The organism is Pseudomonas sp. R43(2017), from assembly GCF_002112345.1.
Lineage (GTDB): Bacteria > Pseudomonadota > Gammaproteobacteria > Pseudomonadales > Pseudomonadaceae > Aquipseudomonas > Aquipseudomonas kribbensis.
In genome coordinates, this window is the sequence record NZ_NEHJ01000001.1 from 349,387 (window position 1) to 371,216 (window position 21,830).

The window sequence follows — 21,830 nt, forward strand, 5'->3', positions numbered from 1 at the left end:
AGGCCTCAGCCAGCAGCAGCGAAAGCAGATGCCGGGTTGGCGGTGGTGGTGTAGCTGCCGTCGAGGTAGACCAGCGGGGTGATGGCGTCGCTGGTGTGTATTTGCAGGATGCGCCCGATGAACACGGTGTGGGTGCCATAGCTGAAATGGCCGTCCTGACGGCAGAGAATCGCTGACTGGGCGTCGCTCAGGTACGGAATGCCGCCGGGGCTGGTCAGCCAGTTGCCCTGGTCGAAACGCGCCTCGCCCTTGATCGAACCGCTGCAGCGATGGGCCAGACCTTGTTGCTCGACGCCGAGGATGTTCACGCAGAAGTCCGCGCCGGTGGCCAGCGCCGCGTGGGAAGAAGCGGTCTTGTTCACGCAGATCAGCAGCGATGGCGGCTCGGTGCTGAGGGAATCCACCGCCGTGGCGGCCATGGCGAAACGCTCGGAGCCGTTGCTGGTACTGATGATGGTGACTGACTTGGCCAGACGGCGCATGGCCTGGAGCATGTCGGCTTTCAGATTGTCGTCGTTCATCGCACTCGTCCTGTGGTTGTACTGGAGTGCGATGGATTTTTGCGCTGGCGTGCCTGTGCAGCATCGTCCGAGGGGACTAGGCCTTTGGGTGGCACACGTGCGTGCTTCGGATCATCGCCGACATGGTCCGTTTGAGGGATGTCCGGCGCTTTTCACATTGTTTGAATGCCGCACAGGAGGCAGGCACCGCAAGTGCGGCACGTGCCTCGCTGCACGCGCGCCCCGGCGTACGGGGTGAACAATGGAGAACAATAAAAATGCTCAACCAAGACCTGATTCGCCAGCGTCTGAGCCAGCGTGCCCGCGAGCTGGTACCGATTCTGCGTGAGCGCGCCCTCGACGCCGCGCAAGCCGGCCAGTTGCCGGAACAGACCCTGAAGGATTTTCAGGACGCGGGGTTCTTCCGCATCCTGCAGCCGGCACGCTGGGAAGGCTATGAACTGGAGCCCAAGGATTTTTTTGAAGTACAGATGACCCTCGCCGAGGGCTGCATGTCTTCGGCCTGGGTGCTCGGCGTCGTGGCGATTCATAACTGGCAGATGGCGCTGTTCGACGACCGTGCGGCGCAGGATGTCTGGGGCGATGACTCCAGCGTGCTGATCTCTTCTTCCTATATGCCGGTGGGCAAGGTCGAACGGGTGGAGGGCGGTTTCAGGCTCAGCGGGCGCTGGGGCTTTTCGTCCGGCAGCAAGCATTGCGAGTGGGCGTTTCTCGGGGCACTGGTTCCGGCGGAGGAGGCGGGTGGCGCGCCAGATTACCGGACGTTCCTGGTGCCGCGCAGTGACTACCAGATACTTGATAACTGGAACGTCATGGGTCTCGAAGCCACCGGTTCTCACGACATTCTGGTCGAGAACGCCTTCGTCCCCGAGTACCGCACCCATCGGGCATTCGACGGTTTCATGCAGAACAGCCCCGGGAATGCGGTGAACACCGCGCCGCTGTTTCGCCTGCCGTTCGGGCAGATTTTCGTGCGGGCGGTGTCGTCGGCAGCCATCGGTGCGCTGCAAGGCGCGGTGGATCAGTTTGTCGAGCACAACCGTGCACGGGTCGGGGTCAACGACGGACGCAAGATGGTCCAGGACCCGGCCGCGCAATCGGCGCTGGCCAACGCCATGGTCTGCGTCGACGAATGCAAGACCGTGCTCTATCGCAACTTCGCCTTGATGCTGGAGCGGGCGCAAAAAGCCGAGCCGCTGAGCATGCCCCAGCGAGTAAAGATGCGTTACGACTCGGCGCTGGTCGCCGACAAGTGCGCGAAAGCGGTGGGCGAGCTGATGTTCAACAGCGGCGCTTCGACGATCTTCCGCAGCCACCCGATCAACCGCGCCTTTCGCGACATTCACACCGGTCGCGCGCACGTTGCCAACAGCCCGGCGAAGTACGCCTGGAACCTCGGCGCCGTGAGCATGGGCCAGGACAGCAACGACTTTTTCCTCTGAGCCCATTGCGCTGAATCGGCTAGTCCGTTTGCAGGATTCCGGCGCCCGGGCTTTCCCTGAGCATGAGCGCCAAGGCGTCGCTCACCCGCGCCGGTTGCGCATCCAACAAGTACAAGGATCAACCATGAAATTTTCCCTGATTTACGAAGCCCAGACGGTGGATTCCAGCCGTGAAGGCGATCGCAAGATTTTCGAAGACACCGTTGAACAGGCCGTGCTGGCCGACAAACTCGGCTTCGATACGTTCTGGTGCGTGGAGCACACGGCGCTCAGCAACTACTCGCACATGTCCGCGCCGGAAACCATGCTGGCGTTTGTCGCCGGCAAGACCGAGCGCATCGGCATCGGCCACGGCGTGGTCTGCCTGCCGCCGGCGATGAACCACCCGGTCAAAGTCGCCGAGCGCATCGCCACCCTCGACCTGCTGTCCAAGGGCCGCGTGCACTTCGGCGTCGGCAAGGGCGGCACCCAGCAGGAGGCCGGCACCTTCGGCTACGACCTGACGACGTTGCAGCCGCAGATCGACGAGATGATGTACCTGATCCCGAAAATGTTCGTGTTCGACGAAATCGAGCATCAGGGCGATTTTGTGCAGATCCCGAAACGACCGATCCATCCCAAGCCTTATCAGGACCCGCATCCGCCGATGTACCTGGCCTGCACCAACACTGATTCGCTGAACAAGGCCGGCAGCCGTGGCATGGGCGCACTGGTGCTGGGTTTTGGCGGCCCGGAAGAAATCGCCAAGAAGGTCGAGGTCTATCACCAGGCCTGGGACAACCGTGATGTGAAACATCAGGTGGGCTTCCGCCCCAACCGCCACATCGCCGCGCTGTGCCCGGCAATCGTGCTGGAAAACAACGAAGAAGCGCGGCGCATCGGCATCCGTGGCCAGCGTTATTTCATGGAGTCGCTGGGTTACTGGTACGGCGGCGGCGAGCGTCCGGACCCGGAAAAATGGAAGGACGACACCTTTGTCGATGGCAACGGGCAGAGCGTGATCAAGTCACGGTTTGCCTCGGAAGAGGTCAGCGTCGATTTCTCCGATCCGACGATGGCGATGATGAACCCCAACCATGCTTACGGCACCGTTGAGGACTGCATCGGCTACGTGCAACGGCTGATCGACGCCGGCGCTGACGAAATCCTGTTCATCTGCCAGATGGGTACCGTGCCGCAGTGGGCGCAGCTGGAGACGTTGAAGAATATTGGGGAGAAGGTGATTCCGCATTTCCGTAAGGCCTGACACGGAGGTGCCCCTGTGGGAGCGAGCTTGCTCCGGGCGGCGTTCCGACGATGGCGTCGGGTCAGTCGGCACCTTCGGTACTGAAAATCCGCTATCGCGAGCAAGCTCGCTCCCACAGGGTTGGCGTGAACCCCATTCATCAGCGCGTAATCAAGGTCTGGAACGGAATCCAGTCCCCATTTCCAACGGGTCCCCAAGGCCCGTTTTTTTATGCCTGCGTTGCGCACATGCGCTAGTCCCATTGGACGATGTTTCCCCCCGGTGAACCCGTTTGAATAGGCCTCAATACAGTCTCCCGGCAATCGCCGTCGGGCGGCTCGGCCTGAGAACAACGAGGAGTGCATCCATGGATATCCGTGGTCTGGGTTACGTCACCCTGTTATCCAGTGATCTTGTGCAGTGGCGGCAGTACGCAAGTCAGGTGCTCGGCATGATGGTGGCCGGCAGCGATGACGATGAGCGTCTGTACCTGAAAATGGACGAGCGCCACCACCGGATTCTGGTGGAGAAAAGCACCGAGAACGGCTTAGGCGCCTGCGGTTGGGAAGTGTCGGGCAAAGCGGCGCTTGAACAGGCGGTCAGTGAGCTGGAACGCGCCGATGTGCAAGTCACCCGTGGCACCGAGGCGCAGGCCCGGGAGCGCAAAGTCCAGGAACTGGTGCACTTCAGCGATCCCGACGGCAACCGTCACGAACTGTTCTGGGGGCCGTTGCAGGACTTCGCGCGCTTCGTTTCACCGGTCGGCGTGAAGGGCTTCGTCACCAACGAACTGGGCATGGGCCATGTGGTGCTTCCGGCACCGAGCTTCGACCGTTGCCGGGATTTCTACGAACAGGTGCTCGGTTTCGGCCTCTCGGACCTGATGAAAGTCCGCTTCACACCGGACCAGGCCGAGCCGCAAAAACGCATTCACTTCCTGCATTGCAACAACGGTCGCCACCACTCGCTGGCGATTTTCGAGTGCCCGATGCCCCACGGTTGCGTGCACATGATGGTTGAGGTCAACGCGCTGGATGAAGTCGGCAGGGCCCTCGACCGGGTACAGGCCAACGGCGTGAAGATGTCCGCCACCCTCGGCCAGCACACCAACGACCAGATGATCTCGTTCTACATCAAGACCCCGTCCGGGTTTGACCTGGAATACGGCTGCGATGGCCTGGTGGTCGACTGGGACCGGCACACGCCGTTCGAAAGCACCGTGGTCAGCCACTGGGGCCATGACTTCAGTGTCGGTCGCCAATGAGGAATACGACGATGGACAAGCGAATGACCACGGCCGAGATGGTCGGCCAACTGCGTGACGGCATGACCATCGGCATCGGTGGCTGGGGCCCGCGGCGCAAACCCATGGCACTGGTGCGGGAAATTCTGCGTTCCAAGCTCAAGGACCTGACCGTGGTCGCCTATGGCGGCGCCGATGTCGGCATGCTCTGCGCGGCCGGCAAGGTCCGCAAACTGGTGTTTGCCTTCGTGTCGCTGGATTTCATTCCACTGGAACCGTACTTCCGCAAGGCGCGTCAGGACGCGGCGCTGCAAGTGATGGAAATTGACGAAGGCATGCTCTTGCTCGGTCTGCGTGCCGCTGCGATGAAGGTGCCGTTCATACCGACGGCCGTGGGGTTGGGCACCGATGTGCTGAAGCACAACCCGCAAATCAAGTTGATCGACTCGCCCTATGACGACAACAAGCAATGGGTCGCCATGCCGGCGCTCAAGCTCGATGCGGCGCTGATTCATGTTGACCGCGCCGATGCGCGCGGTGTGTGCCAGATCAGCGGCCCCGATCACTACATGGACGACTTGCTCGTCCGGGCCGCGACCCACAGCTACGTGACCTGCGACGATCTGGTCGACAGCGACTACTTCCATGCCGACCCGGCGCGGGCGCATCAAGTGTTCTGGGAACGCAACCTGACCACCGCCGTGGCCCACGTGCCGGGCGGTGCGCACCCGTCTTCCTGTGCGCCGCTGTACGGCTTCGATGTCGCGCATTTCAAGGCCTACAACGCGTCGGCCCAGGCCGGCGAGGGCTGGCAGGAGTACGTCCGCGACTATGTCGACTGCACCCACGAACAGTACCTGGACAAGGTCGGCGGCCTGAACGCCATCCGCCAGCTCCCACTGCCGGTCTACTAAGCGAGCCTAGACATGACGACTTCTGCAACGACTTACAGCCTCGCCGAGCTGATGATCTGCGCCGCTTCCGAGGCCTGGCGCGACGACGGCGAGGTGCTCGCCACCGGGATCGGGGTGATTCCGCGACTGGCCGCTTCATTGAGCATGCTCACCAGCAATCCGCAGCTGCTGATGACCGATTCCGAGGCGTACATGGTTGCCGAGCCGGTGCCACTCGGCGCACGCAACGGCTACGAACCAAAGCGCGACAGCTGGATGGGCTTCTCGCGGATTTTCGACAATGTCTGGAGCGGCAAGCGTCATGCGCTTGTGGGCCCGACGCAAATCGATCGCTTCGGTCAGGCCAACATTTCCTGCATCGGTGACTACGCCAAACCCAAGGCGCAAATGCTCGGCGTGCGGGGCTTTCCCGGTAACTCGATCAGCCATGCCAACTCGTTCTGCGTGCCCAGCCACAACCGTCGGGTGTTCGTCGAAGGCGAGGTCGATATGGTTGCCTCGGTGGGCTACAACCCGGCGCGCCTGGCCCGGGGCTGGTCGCTGGACGAGATCGATATCCGCCTGATCGTCACCGACCTGTGTGTGATGGACTTTCTCGGCCCGCAACGGCAGGTGCGGATTCGTTCGCTGCACCCCGGCGTGACCGTCGAGCAGGTGCAGGACAACACCGGGTTCGAGCTGCATGTGCCACAGGATTGCCCGACGACAGCGGCACCCACGGCTGAGCAGTTGCAACTGATCGGGCGTCTGGACCCGCACAACCTGCGCGCCAGTCAGCTCAAAGACAACCCGCCGGGCCAGCGCTGAGTCGCACCGTTTCGGAGAAAAGTGATGGCTGAACATAACGATAATAATGCCGCCGACGTGGTGCTCTACGAGGTACGCGGGGAGGTGGCACTCGTCACCATGAATCGCCCCGAGTATCACAATGCCCAGAACTCGCAGATGACCTACGCGCTGGACGCGGCGTTTCGCCGTGCCTGCGATGACGACGAGGTGAAAGTCATCGTGCTGCGCGGCGCCGGCAAGCACTTTTCCGCCGGGCATGACATCGGCACGCCGGGGCGGGATGTCGATAAGACGTTCGACCGTGCGAGCCTTTGGTACGACCACACCAACAAGCCCGGTGGTGAATTTCTTTACGCCCGGGAACAGGAGGTCTATCTGGGCATGTGCCGGCGCTGGCGCGACATGCCCAAGCCGACCATCGCCATGGTGCAGGGCGCGTGCATTGCTGGCGGGCTGATGCTGGCGTGGGTCTGCGACCTGATCGTGGCCAGTGAGGATGCGTACTTTGCCGATCCGGTGGTACGCATGGGCATTCCCGGGGTCGAGTACTTTGCCCATGTACATGAGCTCAATCCGCGCATTGCGAAGGAGTTTCTATTCCTCGGCGAACGCATGCCGGCGGCTCGCGCCTATCAGATGGGCATGCTCAATCGGGTGGTGGCTCGCGAATCCCTCGAACAGGAAACCCTCGAGATCGCCGGGCGCATCGCCCAGATGCCGCGCCTGGGCCTGCAATTGAGCAAGCAGGCGGTGAACAACGCCGAAGACCTGATGGGCAAGCGCGCGACCATGGACATGGTCTTCGGCCTGCACCATTTCGCCCATGCCCACAATGAACTGGTGTCCGGCGACCGGCTCGGCGGCTACGACGCCAAGGCCATGGCCAGTTCGCAACGCGCGACGGGTGGGGCGTGAACATGGCGATCTCGTTGAATACCCGGCTGACCGAGTTGCTCGGCTGCCGTTATCCGATCATCCAGACCGCGATGGGCTGGGTGGCTGACCCGAAACTGGTCGCCGCCACCAGCAATGCCGGCGCTTTCGGTTTTCTTGCCGGCGCCACCATCGAGCCGCAGCACATGGAGGCCGCGATTCTCGAAACCCGGCGCCTGACGGATCAGCCGTTCGGGGTCAACTTCCATATGTATCAGCCCAACGCCGACGACATCGTCGAGTTGGTGCTGCGCCACAAGGTGCGAGCGGTCAGTTACAGCCGGTCCCCCGGCAAACAGATGATCCAGCGCCTGAAGAATGCCGGTGTGGTGTGCATTCCCACGGTGGGCGCTCTGAAACACGCGCAGAAAGCCGTGGAAATGGGCGCCGATGCCGTCACCGTGCAGGGCGGCGAGGGCGGGGGGCATACCGGTTCGGTGCCGACGTCGTTGCTGCTCGATCAAGTGGTCAACGCGGTGTCGGTGCCGGTGGTGGCGGCCGGTGGCTTCAAGGACGGCAGGGGGCTGGTGTCGGCCCTGGCCTATGGCGCCGAAGGTATCGCCATGGGCACGCGGTTTCTGATGTGTGCCGAAAGCCCGGTGCCGGCGCAGACCCTGGCGCGCTACCTGGCGATCAAGGACCCGGCGGCGATCATCGTCAGCCGCGCCATCGACGGCATGCCGCAACGGATGATCCGTAACGAATTGCTCGACCGACTGGAAACCAGCGGTGTGTTCAAACGCTGGGTGCTGGCGGTGCGCAGCGGTCTGGCTTACCGCCGCCATAGCGGCATGAGTCTGACCCAGTTGCTTTCCAGCGCTCTGAAGATGCGCAGCAGCGGAGACCTGACTGCCGCGCAAAGCATCATGGCCGCCAACGCGCCGATGGTCATTCAGAAAGCCATGGTCGACGGGCTGCCCGCCGAAGGTGTGTTGCCTTCGGGGCAAGTCGCGGCCTCCATCGACAGCCTGCCGAGCTGTGCCCAATTGATCGAGCAGATCGTTCGAGACGCGGAGTTGCGTCTGGACGAACTCTGCCGTCGCGTGTCGTGAAAGGAAAAAACATGCATCCATTCAGCGTCAGTATCGATAACGGCATTGCCGAGCTGGTGTTCAACCAGCCGCCGGTCAACGCCTTCAATTGCCGGACCTGGGCCGATATCGCCCGTGAAATCGAAGGCCTGGGCACCGACAACCGGGTGCGGGTCATCGTGATCCGCGCCGAAGGTCGCGGCTTCTGCGCCGGGGTCGACATCAAGGAGCTGGCCGCCGACGGCAACCTGATCGTGGCGGTCAACAAGGGCAACTACGACAGCTTCAAGGCCATTCACCGCAACCCGAAACCGGTGATCGTGGCGGTGCACGGTTTTGTGCTTGGTGGTGGCATCGGGCTTTGCGGCGCTGCCGACATTGTCGTGGCCTCCGAGTGCGCCACTTTTGGCGTTCCGGAAGTTGACCGTGGCGCCATGGGCGGTGGCGCGCATTTGCAGCGGTTGTTTCCGGTGCAGAAGGTCCGGCACATGTACTTCACCGGCGAGCCGATCAACGCGACCGAAGCCTGGCGCCTCGGGGCGGTGGAGCGCGTGGTCAAGCGCGAAGACTTGCGTGAAGCCGCGTTGCAGATCGCTCGCTCCATCGCCGCCAAGAGCCCGGCCATGATCAGCCTCGCCAAAGAAGCACTGAACGGGATCGAGGACGGCAATCTGGAAGACAAATACCGCTGGGAGCAGGGCTTCACGCTTGAAGCCTATCGCTCACTGGATTCACAGGAAGCACGGGACTCGTTCATCGAGAAACGTGATGCCCGGTTCAACGGCTGAAGGTGCTCACATGGATCTGACTTATACCCCGGCCCAACAGGCCTTCCGTGCCGAAGCACGGGCGTGGCTGACGGCCAACGTGCCGCGCGAGCCGCTGCAATCATTCGACACCGAGCAAGGTTTTGCCCAGCACCGGGCCTGGGAAAACCGCCTCAACGACGAGCGCTGGGGCATGGTCACCTGGCCGGTCGAGCTGGGCGGGCGTGGTTGCGACTTGATCGAGTGGCTGATTTTCGAGGAGGAGTACTACCGCGCCGAAGCGCCTGCACGGGTCAACCAGAACGGCATCTTCCTGCTCGGCCCGACGCTGATGGAGTACGGCAGTGAAGCCCAGAAAGCGCGTTTTCTGCCGCGCATGGCCACCGGTGAGGATATCTGGGCCCAGGCCTGGTCCGAGCCGGGGGCGGGTTCCGATATGGCGGCGATCCGTTCGCGGGCCGAACGGGTGGGCGACCACTACGTCATCAACGGCCAGAAGACCTGGTCGACCCGCGCCGTGTGGGCCGACTGGGTGTTCGGCATCTTCCGCACCGACCCGAACTCTCAGCGTCATCATGGCCTGACGTTCATTCTTCTGCCGCTGGATACACCGGGGATTACGGTGCGCCCGATTCCGCAGCTCAACGGGTTGCCCGGGTTCGCCGAAATCTTCTTCGACGACGTCAAGGTCCCGGTAGAAAACGCGCTGGGCGGCGAGGGCATGGGCTGGCATGTGGCGATGTCCACCGCCGGTTTCGAGCGCGGTTTGCTGCTGCGTTCACCCGCACGTTTTCAGGAAACGGCGCGACGTCTGGTGCAGTTGTATCAGGCGAATCGCGAGCAGGCCGACCGCGACCCGGCCATTGGCGAGGCGGTGATGCGCGCCTGGCTGGACGCCGAGGCCTACACCCTCAACACCTACCGCACTGCCTCGCAACTGGTGCAGGGCGGCAAGATCGGGCCGGAATCCTCGACCAACAAAATCTTCTGGTCGGAGCTCGATCAGCGCATGCACGACACCGCCATGAGTATTCTCGGCCTGCGTGGCGAGCTGCTGCCCGAAGCCCCGGCAGCGGGCGATGTCGGCCACTGGCTGGAAGGTTTTCTGTTTGCCCAGGCCGGGCCGATCTACGCCGGCACCAACGAGATCCAGCGCAACATCATTGCCGAACGCATGCTCGGCATGCCGCGTGCTTGAGGAAGAGACCATGGACTTTAATTTCAGCCGCGACCAACTGCTGTTCCAGGACAACGTCAGGCATTTTCTGATCAACGAGGTGACGCCGGAGCGCATTCGCGAACTCTGGCAGACCGAGAGCGGGCGCAGCGATGAACTGTGGGCGCAATTGGTCGAGTTGGGGCTGACTGCACTCACCGTTCCCGAAGCGTTTGGCGGAATGGGTATGAACGAGCTGGACTTCGTTCTGCTCGCTCAGGAATGCGGCTATGCCGGGCTGCCCGAACCGCTGGTGGAGACGATGCTGGTGGGTGTGCCGTTGCTCGCCGGACTTGATGAGCGCCACGGGGCACTCAAGCAGGACTGGCTCGGGCGCATCGCAGAAGGCAGCGCTCGACTGGCGGTTGCCGAACCGGGTAATCCGCTGGTCAGCGATGCCCATGTCGCCGATCTGCTGTTGCTGGCCCATGGCGATGAGGTGCATGCGGTCGAACCGGGTGCGGTGCAGTTGACCCGCAATGTGTCGGTCGATCCGGCTCGGCAGTTGTTCCAGGTCTCCTGGACTCCGTCGCCGGCGACCTGCGTGGCCTCGGGCGAACAGGGGCGGCGACTGTGGGCGGAGGCCGTTGATCGTGGCGCGCTGGGCAGTGCCGCGCAGATGTTGGGTCTGGCCAAACGCATGGTCGATCTGGCGGTGGATTACACCTTCGAGCGCAAACAGTTCGGCAAGCCGGTGGGTTCCTTCCAGGCCGTGAAGCACTTGATGGCTAATGTCGCGGTGCAGATCGAGTTCGCCAAAGGGCCGTTGTATCGCGCGGCCTATGCCGTCGCCGAGCAGTTTCCGAACCGCTCAGTGCTGGTGTCCCACGCCAAACTCGCCACCTCGGAAGCCGCGATGCTGGCGGCGAAGAACACCATTCAGGCCCACGGCGCGATGGGCTACACGTGGGAAGTCGATCTGCATCTGTTCATGAAACGCGCCTGGGCGCTGGACAAGGTCTGGGGCGATCGCGGTGCTCACAAAGAACGCATCCGCACGGCGTTGTTCGGTGGCCAATGCGCGCTCGGCGCTGGAAGCACTTTCTAAACCGATACCAATGTGGGAGCGAGCTTGCTCGCGAAAGCGGTGGAACATTCAACATCAGTGGTTCATGTGCTGACGCCTTCGCGGGCAAGCCCGCTCCCACGGGTACTCGGCCTGACTTCAAGTTTTGCACTGAGGTAGATCATGCCTGAAGCTTATATTGTCGACGCCCTGCGTACGCCTACCGGGCGGCGCAAGGGTGGTTTGAGCCATATTCACGCGGCCGATCTGGGCGCCCATGTCTTGCGTGCGTTGGTCGAGCGCAATGGCATTCCCGATGAGGATTACGACGACGTGATCTTTGGCTGCGTCGATACGATCGGCCCGCTGGCCGGGGACATTGCGCGGACCAGTTGGCTGGCTGCCGGGTTGTCGCAATCCGTGCCCGGCACCACGATTGATCGCCAGTGCGGCTCGTCCCAGCAAGCGGTGCACTTTGCTGCGCAAGCGGTGATGAGTGGCACCCAGGATGTGGTCATCGCCGGCGGCGTGCAGACCATGACGCAGATTCCGATTTCGTCCGCCATGATCGCGGCCGAGTCTTTGGGCTTCAGTGATCCGTTCAGCGGATCCGAAGGCTGGGTGCGGCGCTACGGCGCGCAACCGCCGACCCAGTTTCGTTCGGCGCAGATGATTGCCGAGAAGTGGGGGTTGTCCCGCGAGCAACTGGAAGCGTATTCGCTGGAATCCCATCAACGGGCATTGCGCGCCATCGAGGAAGGACGGTTCCTGCGGGAAATCGTGCCACTGGCAGACGTGGTTCACGATGAAACGCCGCGTCAGACCAGCCTCGCGAAAATGGCCGAACTGGATTTCCTGTTTGGCTGCGACCGGGTGACGGCGGCGGTGTCCAGTCAGACCTGCGATGCGGCGAGCGCGATGCTGATCGTGTCCGAAGCGGCACTCAAGCGCTACGGACTGACACCGCGCGCGCGAATCCATCACCTCAGCGTGCGTGCCGAAGACCCGATCTGGATGCTGACGGCGCCGATTCCGGCCACCGCATACGCACTGAAACGAGCGGGCATGAAGCTGGAAGACATTGATCGGGTCGAGATCAACGAAGCCTTTGCCTCCGTCGCCATGGCGTGGCTGAAAGAGACCGGCTATCCCCACGAACAGACCAACGTCAACGGCGGCGCGATTGCCCTCGGCCATCCATTGGGCGCCACCGGTACGCGCTTGATGTGCAGCCTGCTGCATGAGCTGGAGCGCAGCGGTGGCCGTTTCGGTTTGCAGACCATGTGCGAAGGCGGCGGGCAGGCCAACGTGACCATCATCGAACGTTTGTGAATGAAGTTTTGAAGGGAGCAGCACCATGCAGATCTGTAAAAACCGCGTCGTGATCATTACCGGCGCCGGGGGAGGGCTGGGGAGGGCGTATGCGCTGGCCTTCGCCGCCGAGGGCGCGAAAGTGCTGGTCAACGACATCAATCGCGAGGCCGCACTGGCGGTGGTGGATGCCATTGAATCCCAGGGTGGCCGGGCGGTGGCCAACAGCAACGACATCACCCGCTATGACGATGCGGCGCTGATCGTGCGCCAGGCGATCGAGACCTTCGGCGGGCTGGACGTGGTGGTCAACAACGCCGGCATCTGCCGTGATCGGATGTTCACCAGCCTGAGCGAATCCGACTGGGATGCGGTGATGGCGGTGCACCTCAAGGGGCATTTCTGCATATCCAGCCACGCTGCGCGTTTCTGGCGTGAGCAGGTAAAGGCTGGCCAGACCGTGAGCGGGCGGATCATCAACACCAGCTCCGGAGCGGGTTTGCAGGGCTCAATCGGTCAGTCCAACTACGCCGCAGCCAAGGCCGGCATCGCTGCGCTGACACTGGTGCAAGCGGCGGAGCTTGGGCGCTATGGCATAACCGTCAACGCCCTGGCCCCGGCGGCGCGTACCGGCATGACCGAAGGGGTGTTTGCTGACGTCATGAAAAAACCGGAGGAGGGGTTCGATTATTTTGCCCCGGAGAACGTCGCGCCGTTGGTGGTGTGGCTGGGTTCGCAGGAGTCCGCAGAGGTGAATGGGCAGATGTTCGAAGTGGAGGGCGGCAAGTTGTCGATTGCCGATGGCTGGCGTCGCGGGCCGGAATTGGACAGGAAGGGCCGTTGGGCCGTGGGCGAAGTGGGTGATGCCGTGGCGCAGTTGATGGATCGGGCGGTGCCGGCTGCGAAGGTTTATGGCAGCTGAGATTCGGGTTCCTGGCATTCGTCTGCCGTAAAGGCAGGCGAGTGTGCTGTCGTTTTCCATGGGTGTTACTCGGCTACCGTTCTGCACCTTTTTCGGTCTCGCAATGAGCCAATAGGTAGCAATTCCCGATCTTCGTGCCGGTAGACCTGATGGTTTTGCACGGCGCAATTTCTCCTTAATTCATCTGAATCAAACGCTTGGCGCGGTGCAGCAGGTTTTGGCACGCATTCTGCTTTTATGTATCCGTGGATAATTGGATACAAAAAGACAAAAGGTGCCGCCATGCAATTCGCTCCCGCCTACGACCAGCGCCAACCGATGACAGCCGAGGAGGAGGCCTACAACTTTCTTCTTGAAGGCATCTGCGGCGGTCGTTACCGCAAAGGCGACCGACTGATCGCCGAAGACATCGCCGGTGAAATCGGCATGAGCCGGATGCCCGTGCGCGAAGCCTTTCGACGTCTCGATGCACAGGGGCTGGTGACGCTAAGACCCAATCGCGGTGCGATCGTCAGCGGTCTGGATGTCGAGGAAATGCACGAAGTCTTCGAGATGCGCAGCGCCCTGGAGGGACTGGCGATTCGAGTCGCCGTGCCGAAGATCGGTGAGCGTCAGTTGACGGCCCTCGAACGTCTGCTCGATGAAATGGATGACTACCGCGACGAGAGTGCGGCGTGGGTCAGCCGTCACCGCAAATTCCATGAATACCTGTGCAGCCTCAGCGGAAGACCTCGTTTGGTGAAACAGATCAGCGCGCTTTACTCGCTGATCGAAGCTCCCATGCGCCTTTGGCTACAACACGGTGAAAAGCCGTTGAGTGCACGCGAGGAACACGTGGTGATCCTCGATGCGATTCGCGCCGGCGATGCCGTCAAGGCCGAAGCGGTGGTGCGCGAACATATCGAAGGCACGGTCCCCGAGCTGATCAAGTTTCTGCAATCGGAACGATAACCACAGAGCGGGCAACGAACCCGCCGATGTTTTGACTTTGAGAACTGCCCCGTTACTAACCGAACTGGAGTGTCTGGTCATGCATACGTCTCGCTTGTTGTTGGCTGCAATTTCCCTGGGGCTCTGTACGCAGTGGGCGGTTGCCGCACCCACCGTGCCGGAGCGTTTGCTCAAGGTCGACAAACTCACTTATTGCTCGGGCATGGATTCGCCGCCTCTGGTTTCCTTCGATGAAGCGCAAAAGCCCAAAGGGCTGACCGTCGACCTGGGCCTGGAAGTCGCCAAGCGTCTGGGGGACAAGAAGGTCGAGTGGCGGGTGATTCCGTTCTCCGGATTGCTGCCGGCGTTGCTGGCCAAGCAGTGCGACATGATCGTCGACCAGTTGTTCGACAAGCCCGAGCGCCGCGAGGTGATCGACATCGTCAACTACATGTATTCCAGCCAGGCGGTGGTAGTGCCCAAGGGCAATCCGAAAGGGCTCAAGACCCTGCCCGATCTCAGCGGGCACAAGATTGCGGTGCTCAACGGGTCGACCATCAAGACCTTGCTCGACACCGAGAATGAAAGCCTGGCCAAGGCCGGCAAGCCACCGATGAAGCTGGTGGTCTACAACACCGACACCGATGCGTTCCAGGCCCTGCGCATCAGTCAGGTCGACGCTTACGGCACCACGGTGGAAACCGCCGGTTATTACGCCGCCATGGCCCCGGACCTGTTCGAGGAAGGCGTTCCGGCCTTCAGCCGGATTCTCACCGGCCTGGGCATTCGCAAGGACGACCCGCAACTGAGTGCCGCCGTGCAGCAGGTGATCACCGACATGCGCAGCGATGGCAGCTACAACCAGCTCCTGAGTAAATGGCACGTCTCCAGCGACACCCTTGATTGAGGTAGGCGTTGATGAATTTCAATTGGGATGTGTTCTGGCAGTACCTGCTGCAGCCCAGCGGGGTCTACCTCACCGGGCTCTGGCTGACGTGCCTGATCAGTGTGCTGGCCATGTTATTGGGTTGTGTTTTGGGATTGGCGGCGGCGTTGCTGCGTTTATCGAAGAACCCGTTGCTGCATCTGCCGGTGCGCTTTTATGTGTGGCTGATGCGTGGGACGCCGTTGCTGGTGCAGATCGTCTTTCTCTACACGGCGCTGGCGGCGGGTGGGATTTTCCGCTTCGAAGACATCGAGCTGTTTGGCCTGGTGGTCCCCGGCAATATCCAGGCCGCGATCATCGCGCTGGGCCTGAACGAAGGCGCGTACATGGCCGAGATCATTCGTGCCGGTATTGGCGCCGTCGACAAAGGGCAATACGAGGCCGGGCGTTCCCTGGGCATGACCTTCGCCAAACTGATGCGCCGGATTGTCTTGCCGCAGGCGTTTCGGGTCATCGTTCCGCCGCTGGGCAATGAGTTCAACGTGATGCTTAAAAACACCACGCTGGTCAGTGTGATCGGTGTGCAAGAGTTGCTGCTCAGCACGCAAATGGTCACTTCGGCGACTTTCCGGGTGTTCGAGTTGTACCTCGTGGTGGCGATCTATTTTCTGTTGCTCACGACGCTGTGGGGCTTCTTCCAGCGTTGGCTGGAGACACGTTTCGGCCAGTCGGACCGACCTTCGTCGCCGCCGCCCGCATCCAGCCGGATGTTCGGTCGCAGCACGCTTAAACTGCTGAGGGGACGCTGACCATGGCGCATCAAAGTGACGAACTGATCATCGAAGCGCTGAACATTCACAAGTCGTTCGGCAACCTCGAGATTCTCAAAGGGATTTCCCTGCAAGTCCGGCGCGGTGAAGTGGTGGTGCTGATCGGCGCCTCGGGCTCCGGCAAAACCACGTTTATCCGCTGCATCAATTTGCTGGAAGACATTCAGTCCGGGCAGATCCGCGTCAACGGCCAGTCCATGGGCTATCGCACCAAGGCCGATGGCAGTCTGGTGCGGGATTCGGAACGCAACATTGCCCGTCAGCGGCGGGACATCGGCATGGTGTTCCAGCGCTTCAATCTGTTCCCGCACATGACCGCGCTGGAAAACATCATCGAAGCACCGATTCAAGTGTTGGGTGTGCCGCGCAAAGCGGCGGAGGAACAGGCGCGGGCACTGCTCAAACGCGTCGGATTGGCCGAGAAGGCCAACCATTACCCGTCGATGCTTTCCGGTGGCCAACAGCAGCGGGTGGCGATTGCCCGGGCCCTGGCCATGAAGCCCCAGGCGATGCTGTTCGACGAACCCACCAGTGCGCTGGATCCGGAAACCGTCGGTGAGGTTCTGCAGGTGATGAAGGAACTGGCAGAGGAGGGCATGACGATGTTGGTGGTCACCCATGAAATGGGTTTTGCCCGAGAGGTCGCCGACCGTGTGGTGGTACTCGATCAAGGTGAACTGATCGAACAGGGCCCACCGGAACAGATTTTCAGTCACCCCACTCACCCCCGTACCCAAGCCTTTCTCAGCCGCGTGCTGTGAGACTCACAAGGATATTGACGATGCGTTTATCGAGCGTGTTTGCGGCCCTGTGCTGTGCTGCCGTGGTGCCGTGGTGCCCATGATCCAGGCTGCCGACCCGGTGGTGAAGGTCTACAACTGGTCCGACTACATTGGCCCCGACACCCTGAAGAACTTCGAAAAAGACAGCGCCATCAAGGTGCAGTACGACATCTTCGACACCAATGAAATGCTCGAGGCCAAGCTGCTTTCCGGGCACTCGGGGTATGACGTGGTGGTGCCTTCCAGCCAGTTTCTGTCGAAGCAGATCCGGGCCGGCGCCTATCAGCCGCTGCAGCGTGAACTGCTGGATAACTGGAAGCACCTTGATCCGCGTTTGATGCAGCGTCTGGAAGCGGCTGATCCGGGCAATCGTTATGCCGTGCCTTATATGTGGGGCACGGTGGGCATCGGCTACAACGAGGAGAAGGTTCGCGCGGTGCTGGGCAAGGACGTGCCGCTGGATTCTTGGGCCATGGTGTTCGATCCGCAGAACCTGTCCAGACTCAAAAGCTGTGGCGTGGCCTTTCTCGATGCGCCGGTGAAAATCATTCCTCAAGCCATGCTTTATCTCGGGCTGGACCCCAACAGCGTCAAGCCGGACGACTACAAGCAGGCGTCGAAACTGCTGATGACCTTGCGGCCGTCGGTGACTTACTTCAACTCATCGAAGTACACCGCGGACCTGGCCAATGGCGATATCTGTGTGGCGATCGGTTACTCCGGCGACGTGATGCAGGCCCAGACCCGGGCTCGCGAGGCCGGGAAAAACATCGATATCCGCTACGTTATTCCCAAGGAAGGCGTGAACCTGTGGTTCGACATGCTGGCGATCCCCAAGGATGCCCGCAACGTGGCCAACGCCCATGCGGTGATCAACTATCTGCTGCGGCCCGAGGTGATTGCGTCGGTCAGTGACTATGTCGGGTATGCGAACCCGAACAAGGACGCCACGCCCTTGATGGATCCCAAGGTCAGCGGCAACCCGGCGATCTATCCGGGCGATGAGGTGATCAGTCACACCTTTGTCTCTGCCGATCTGCCGGAAAACATCCAGCGCCTGATGACCCGCGAATGGAACCGGATCAAGTCCGGCCAATAAATCCTTGTTTTGAAGAGTCTTTGCCATGCTGAATTTTTCTGCTCACGAGTATCCGTATCCGTCGCAACGCCAAAGCGTGTTTGCCCGTCGCGGCATGGTGGCGGCGTCCCAGCCACTGGCTGCTCAGGCCGGTATTGAAATGATGCAAAAGGGTGGCAATGCGATCGACGCCGCCATCGCCACTGCGGCAGCGCTGACTGTGGTCGAGCCTACGGGTTGCGGTCTTGGCGGTGATGCTTTTGCCCTGGTCTGGTTCAAGGATCAGTTGCATGGACTCAATGCCAACGGTCATGCGCCGGCTGCGTTAAGCATTGAAGCAGTCAAGGCGGCTGGTCATGAACAAATGCCGCTGTATGGCTGGACGCCGGTGACGGTGCCCGGTTGTCCATCGGCGTGGGCCGAGCTTTCTCAACGCTTCGGGGTACTGCCGTTTGCTGACTTGCTGCAACCAGCGATCAGCCTGGCGCGGGATGGTTTTCCGCTATCGCCCGTGGTTGCCCATCAGTGGCAGGTCGCTCTGGACGAGTTCAGTCCCCATCGCGACGAAGTGCTGGACGCCTGGTTCGATACGTTCCTGATCGAGGGGCGGGCGCCGAGGGCAGGGGAGCTGTTTCGCAATCCGGCACAAGCGCGGACGCTTGAAGAACTGGCGCAGAGCCGCTGTGAGAGTTTGTATCGTGGCGCGTTGGCCCAACGGCTGGATGCTCATTCACGGGCGACTGGCGGGTATCTGCGAGCCACGGATCTGGAACATTACCGTGCGCAGTGGGTGGAACCGATCCACGTCAACTATCGTGGTGTGGATGTCTGGGAAATCCCGCCAAGCGGCCAGGGTCTGGTTGCGTTGATGGCGCTGAAGATTCTCGAAGGTTTCGACTTCGATCATCGCGACAGCCAACAGACCTGGCATCGTCAGCTGGAGGCCATGAAGCTGGCCTACAGCGATGGCTTGCACTACATCACCGATCCACTGCACATGCGCGTGGCGGTGGCCGATTTGTTGAGTGATGACTACAGCGCGCGGCGCCGTGGGCAGATTGGCGATAAATCTCAGCCACCGAAGCCTGGGGATCCACACGCCAGCGGCACGGTTTATCTGGCGACGGCCGATGGGCAAGGCAACATGGTTTCGTTCATCCAGAGCAATTACCACGGCTTTGGTTCGGGTGTGGTGCTGCCTGACAGCGGCATTGCGCTACAGAACAGAGGGCAGGAATTCAGCCTTGATCCGGAACATGCCAACTGCCTGGCGCCGGGCAAGAAGACGTTTCATACGATCATTCCGGGCTTCCTGACCAAGGATGGCCAAGCGCTAGGGCCGTTTGGTGTGATGGGCGGGTACATGCAGCCTCAGGGGCATGTGCAGATGGTCATGAACCTGGTGGATTTCGGATTGAATCCGCAGTCGGCGCTGGACGCTCCGCGTTGGCAATGGCTGGGAGGAATGAAGGTCGGGATCGAACAGGGAGCTTCGAGGGATCTGGCCAATGCCTTGATGCGCCGGGGGCATGAGGTGCAGATTGCCTGTGATCTGACGGATTACGGCCGAGGGCAGATCATTCTTCGTGATCCGGTCAGTGGCGTGTTGTGTGGCGGGACTGAGCCGAGGGCGGATTCGCATATTGCGGCTTGGTAAAGTCAAGAGTAGAAGTGCAGCGAATGTCTTCGAATGTGAGGCTATTATAGGTTAACTACACTAAATGACCGTTTAGTCGAGTTATTACAGGCTGTATTGAAAATCGTTGGAGCAGGTCATGAATCCACGCTCGATTACTGCGTCTAACCTGATCGCATCACTGGACCTTGAACCTCACGTCGAAGGCGGATTCTTTCGCAGAACCTACCAGGCCGACCACCGGGATATGCTCGAAACAACGGGCGGACCGCGTTATCTGATGACGTCGATTTACTACCTGTTGACCGAAGATTCACCGGTTGGCCAGTTTCATTTCAACCAGTCGGACATCCTGCATTATTTCCATCTGGGCGACGCCATCGAGTACAGCCTGATTCAGGCTGACGGTTCGTTGCAGACATTCGTGATGGGCAGCGACATTCTGGCAGGACAACATCTGCAACTGCACGTACCGGGCGGAATCTGGAAAGCCTCCAGACTGCTGAATGGCGAGAACGGATTCGGCTTGATCAGCGAAGCGGTTTCGCCAGGGTTTGATTTTGCGGACATGGAAATAGGGAATCGGCGGAAACTCACGGCGCAGTATCCACAGCATCGAGCGCTGATTGAAAAGCTGACGCGTGACGAGGATTGAGAGCCGTACATTTGAAATGGATCGTGTGATCACCTGGCATCAAGCGCATGGTGCCTTGGAGAGAGATGGTGGAGATTGAAATCGGGTGCGCAACCGGGCTGATCTCGCAACATCTAGTTACGTGTAATGTATATTATGTTAAATGATGTGTCAGAGCGGAACTTTACGTAACCTGCTTATGGCCTGTCACTCCGATTCGCCACTCAACTCAACCTGGATCTTTCGCACCACACTGTGCATCGCTGGCAGATAACGCCGAGCCGCTTCCTCCACCGACATCGCCTTGGTGTTGTACACCAGGTTCAGGCAGCCCATTAGCCGCGACTCATGGGTGATCGGAATGGCGATGGCCGCGATCTTGCGCTCCTGGCCCCAGTGGGAATTATTTTCTCCGTATCCCTTGCTTACCGTATGCCCAACCAATCGCTCAACAAACCGCCGGTCCGCTGCCAGCGCGGATTGCTCGTCTTCGCGGCTGATCATCAACTCAATCAGTTCTTCACATTCGGCCGGCGGGCAAAAGGCGAAGTATGTTTTCCGGAATTCACCAAGGCGACACATTTGACTCAAATTGAACGACCATGTTCAACTTGCGCTACGCCATACTCTTGCGCCTAGAGGCTCCCATAGTGAAGCTCAATCCCGCACAGCCAGCACGCCACGACGCTCCCACCGTACGCGCTCGCGCACTGACTCATCTGATTTTCGAACGGCCGGATCTGGAACGGACCGAGCGCTTTCTTCAGGACTTCGGGCTGCTGACGGTTCTGCGCAATGCGGATCTGCTGCTTTTACGTGGCACCGGACCGACGCCCTATTGCTATCGCGTACATCGCGGCAAGAAGCCACGTTTTATTGGTTTCGGTCTGAGTGTCGGTTCCCGTACCGACCTGGAGCGTCTGAGCTTGCTACCACAAGCCTCACCCATCATGCCGTGCGATCACCCCGGCGGTGGCGAACAAGTCACCTTGCGAGACCCGTCCGGTTTTCTCGTCGAGGCCCTTCATGGTCAGTCAGTGGTTGGCGCCCGGCCCCATCGCCCGGCCTTGCCGCTCAACCTCTGGGATAGCGTGGTGCGCATCAATGCAACCCAGCGTCCGCCGATTGCTCCACCGGAGATCATCCGCCTTGGCCATCTCGTGCTGGAAGTGGCGGACTTCCAGCGCACGTGTGCCTGGTACACACAACACTTCGGATTCATTCCCAGCGACGTGCAGTTGCTGCCTGACGGTTCGCCGGCGGTGGCCTTTCTGCGTCTGAATCTGGGCGACACGCCAGCCGACCATCACACGCTGGCCCTGGCCCAGGGATTCATGCCGGCCTACAGCCATAGCGCTTATGAGGTGGTCGACCTGGATGCCGTCGGAATGGGCCAGAAGGTTCTTCGGGACCGGGGTTGGCGCCATGCCTGGGGTATTGGCCGGCACATTCTTGGAAGCCAGATCTTCGATTACTGGCAGGACCCGTTCGGCGACAAGCACGAGCACTATTGTGATGGTGACCGGTTCACTGCCGACCAGCCCACAGGTCTGCACAGTGTCAGCGCAGCGGCGATGTCCCAGTGGGGCGAATCCATGCCCAGAAGTTTTACCAAACCGAAACTGACACCGGCGAATGTTCTTTCCTTGTTCCGCCATCTTCGCCGCAGTCCGGATCTGAGCGTGCGCAAGCTGATCACACTGGCCCGCCTGTTCGCCTGATTTTGCAGCGTCG

Annotated in this window: 22 protein-coding genes; 20 read left to right on the forward strand and 2 right to left on the reverse strand. The window is 61.0% G+C overall.

What is annotated here, in order from left to right; all coding sequences use genetic code 11:
• Positions 1-5: 5 nt before the first annotated feature.
• On the reverse strand, positions 6-521 hold the full coding sequence (locus CAG02_RS01500; RefSeq protein WP_085709909.1) for a flavin reductase family protein: 516 nt from the start codon (positions 519-521) through the stop codon (positions 6-8).
• 257 nt (positions 522-778) lie between these two features.
• On the opposite strand from CAG02_RS01500, the gene CAG02_RS01505 reads away from it, so the two are divergent.
• The 19 genes from CAG02_RS01505 (at position 779) to CAG02_RS01595 (ending at position 20,117) form a co-directional block, all read left to right on the forward strand.
• Positions 779-1,963 carry a flavin-dependent monooxygenase gene (locus tag CAG02_RS01505; protein WP_085709908.1) on the forward strand — a complete coding sequence of 395 codons (1,185 nt, stop codon included), beginning with the start codon at positions 779-781 and terminating at the stop codon, positions 1,961-1,963.
• A 124-nt stretch (positions 1,964-2,087) separates the two neighbouring features.
• Positions 2,088-3,209: an LLM class flavin-dependent oxidoreductase gene (locus CAG02_RS01510; RefSeq protein WP_085709907.1), complete on the forward strand. Its 1,122-nt coding sequence runs from the start codon at positions 2,088-2,090 to the stop codon at positions 3,207-3,209.
• Between the two features lie 346 nt (positions 3,210-3,555).
• A complete protein-coding gene (locus CAG02_RS01515; RefSeq protein ID WP_085709906.1) occupies positions 3,556-4,452 on the forward strand; it encodes a VOC family protein in 897 nt (298 codons plus the stop codon).
• A gap of 11 nt (positions 4,453-4,463) precedes the next feature.
• Positions 4,464-5,345, forward strand: coding sequence for a CoA transferase subunit A (locus tag CAG02_RS01520; RefSeq protein ID WP_085709905.1), 882 nt, complete (start codon positions 4,464-4,466; stop codon positions 5,343-5,345).
• 12 nt (positions 5,346-5,357) lie between these two features.
• A complete protein-coding gene (locus CAG02_RS01525) occupies positions 5,358-6,152 on the forward strand; it encodes a CoA-transferase subunit beta (protein ID WP_085709904.1) in 795 nt (264 codons plus the stop codon).
• A 24-nt stretch (positions 6,153-6,176) separates the two neighbouring features.
• Entirely contained in the window at positions 6,177-7,049 is an 873-nt protein-coding gene (locus tag CAG02_RS01530; protein ID WP_085709903.1) for an enoyl-CoA hydratase, read from the forward strand.
• 2 nt (positions 7,050-7,051) lie between these two features.
• Complete coding sequence (locus CAG02_RS01535) at positions 7,052-8,119, forward strand: nitronate monooxygenase family protein (RefSeq protein WP_085709902.1); 1,068 nt, start codon at positions 7,052-7,054, stop codon at positions 8,117-8,119.
• An 11-nt stretch (positions 8,120-8,130) separates the two neighbouring features.
• Positions 8,131-8,886 (forward strand): enoyl-CoA hydratase family protein, encoded by a 756-nt coding sequence (locus tag CAG02_RS01540; RefSeq protein WP_085709901.1) that lies wholly within the window; start codon positions 8,131-8,133, stop codon positions 8,884-8,886.
• Between the two features lie 10 nt (positions 8,887-8,896).
• The gene (locus CAG02_RS01545; protein ID WP_085709900.1) at positions 8,897-10,063 is read left to right on the forward strand and encodes an acyl-CoA dehydrogenase family protein; all 1,167 of its coding nucleotides are present in this window, start codon (positions 8,897-8,899) and stop codon (positions 10,061-10,063) included.
• A gap of 10 nt (positions 10,064-10,073) precedes the next feature.
• A complete protein-coding gene (locus CAG02_RS01550) occupies positions 10,074-11,129 on the forward strand; it encodes an acyl-CoA dehydrogenase family protein (protein WP_085709899.1) in 1,056 nt (351 codons plus the stop codon).
• Between the two features lie 141 nt (positions 11,130-11,270).
• Positions 11,271-12,419 carry an acetyl-CoA C-acetyltransferase gene (locus CAG02_RS01555; RefSeq protein WP_085709898.1) on the forward strand — a complete coding sequence of 383 codons (1,149 nt, stop codon included), beginning with the start codon at positions 11,271-11,273 and terminating at the stop codon, positions 12,417-12,419.
• Between the two features lie 25 nt (positions 12,420-12,444).
• On the forward strand, positions 12,445-13,320 hold the full coding sequence (locus CAG02_RS01560) for an SDR family oxidoreductase (RefSeq protein WP_085709897.1): 876 nt from the start codon (positions 12,445-12,447) through the stop codon (positions 13,318-13,320).
• Between the two features lie 282 nt (positions 13,321-13,602).
• The gene (locus CAG02_RS01565) at positions 13,603-14,271 is read left to right on the forward strand and encodes a GntR family transcriptional regulator (protein ID WP_085709896.1); all 669 of its coding nucleotides are present in this window, start codon (positions 13,603-13,605) and stop codon (positions 14,269-14,271) included.
• Positions 14,272-14,350: 79 nt separating this feature from the next.
• Positions 14,351-15,157 carry an ABC transporter substrate-binding protein gene (locus CAG02_RS01570; protein WP_085709895.1) on the forward strand — a complete coding sequence of 269 codons (807 nt, stop codon included), beginning with the start codon at positions 14,351-14,353 and terminating at the stop codon, positions 15,155-15,157.
• An 11-nt stretch (positions 15,158-15,168) separates the two neighbouring features.
• Positions 15,169-15,945: an amino acid ABC transporter permease gene (locus tag CAG02_RS01575; RefSeq protein WP_085709894.1), complete on the forward strand. Its 777-nt coding sequence runs from the start codon at positions 15,169-15,171 to the stop codon at positions 15,943-15,945.
• 2 nt (positions 15,946-15,947) lie between these two features.
• Positions 15,948-16,727, forward strand: coding sequence for an amino acid ABC transporter ATP-binding protein (locus tag CAG02_RS01580; RefSeq protein WP_085709893.1), 780 nt, complete (start codon positions 15,948-15,950; stop codon positions 16,725-16,727).
• A 79-nt stretch (positions 16,728-16,806) separates the two neighbouring features.
• On the forward strand, positions 16,807-17,847 hold the full coding sequence (locus tag CAG02_RS01585) for a polyamine ABC transporter substrate-binding protein (protein WP_085710179.1): 1,041 nt from the start codon (positions 16,807-16,809) through the stop codon (positions 17,845-17,847).
• 25 nt (positions 17,848-17,872) lie between these two features.
• Entirely contained in the window at positions 17,873-19,483 is a 1,611-nt protein-coding gene (locus tag CAG02_RS01590; RefSeq protein WP_085709892.1) for a gamma-glutamyltransferase family protein, read from the forward strand.
• 118 nt (positions 19,484-19,601) lie between these two features.
• Positions 19,602-20,117, forward strand: a complete 516-nt coding sequence (locus CAG02_RS01595; protein ID WP_085709891.1) for a cupin domain-containing protein — start codon at positions 19,602-19,604, stop codon at positions 20,115-20,117.
• Positions 20,118-20,303: 186 nt separating this feature from the next.
• Here the strand turns inward: CAG02_RS01595 and CAG02_RS01600 are convergent, their stop codons facing one another.
• Positions 20,304-20,600 carry a hypothetical protein gene (locus CAG02_RS01600; protein WP_256576856.1) on the reverse strand — a complete coding sequence of 99 codons (297 nt, stop codon included), beginning with the start codon at positions 20,598-20,600 and terminating at the stop codon, positions 20,304-20,306.
• 146 nt (positions 20,601-20,746) lie between these two features.
• On the opposite strand from CAG02_RS01600, the gene CAG02_RS01605 reads away from it, so the two are divergent.
• Positions 20,747-21,817, forward strand: a complete 1,071-nt coding sequence (locus CAG02_RS01605) for a VOC family protein (RefSeq protein WP_085709890.1) — start codon at positions 20,747-20,749, stop codon at positions 21,815-21,817.
• The last annotated feature ends 13 nt before the right edge of the window (positions 21,818-21,830 follow it).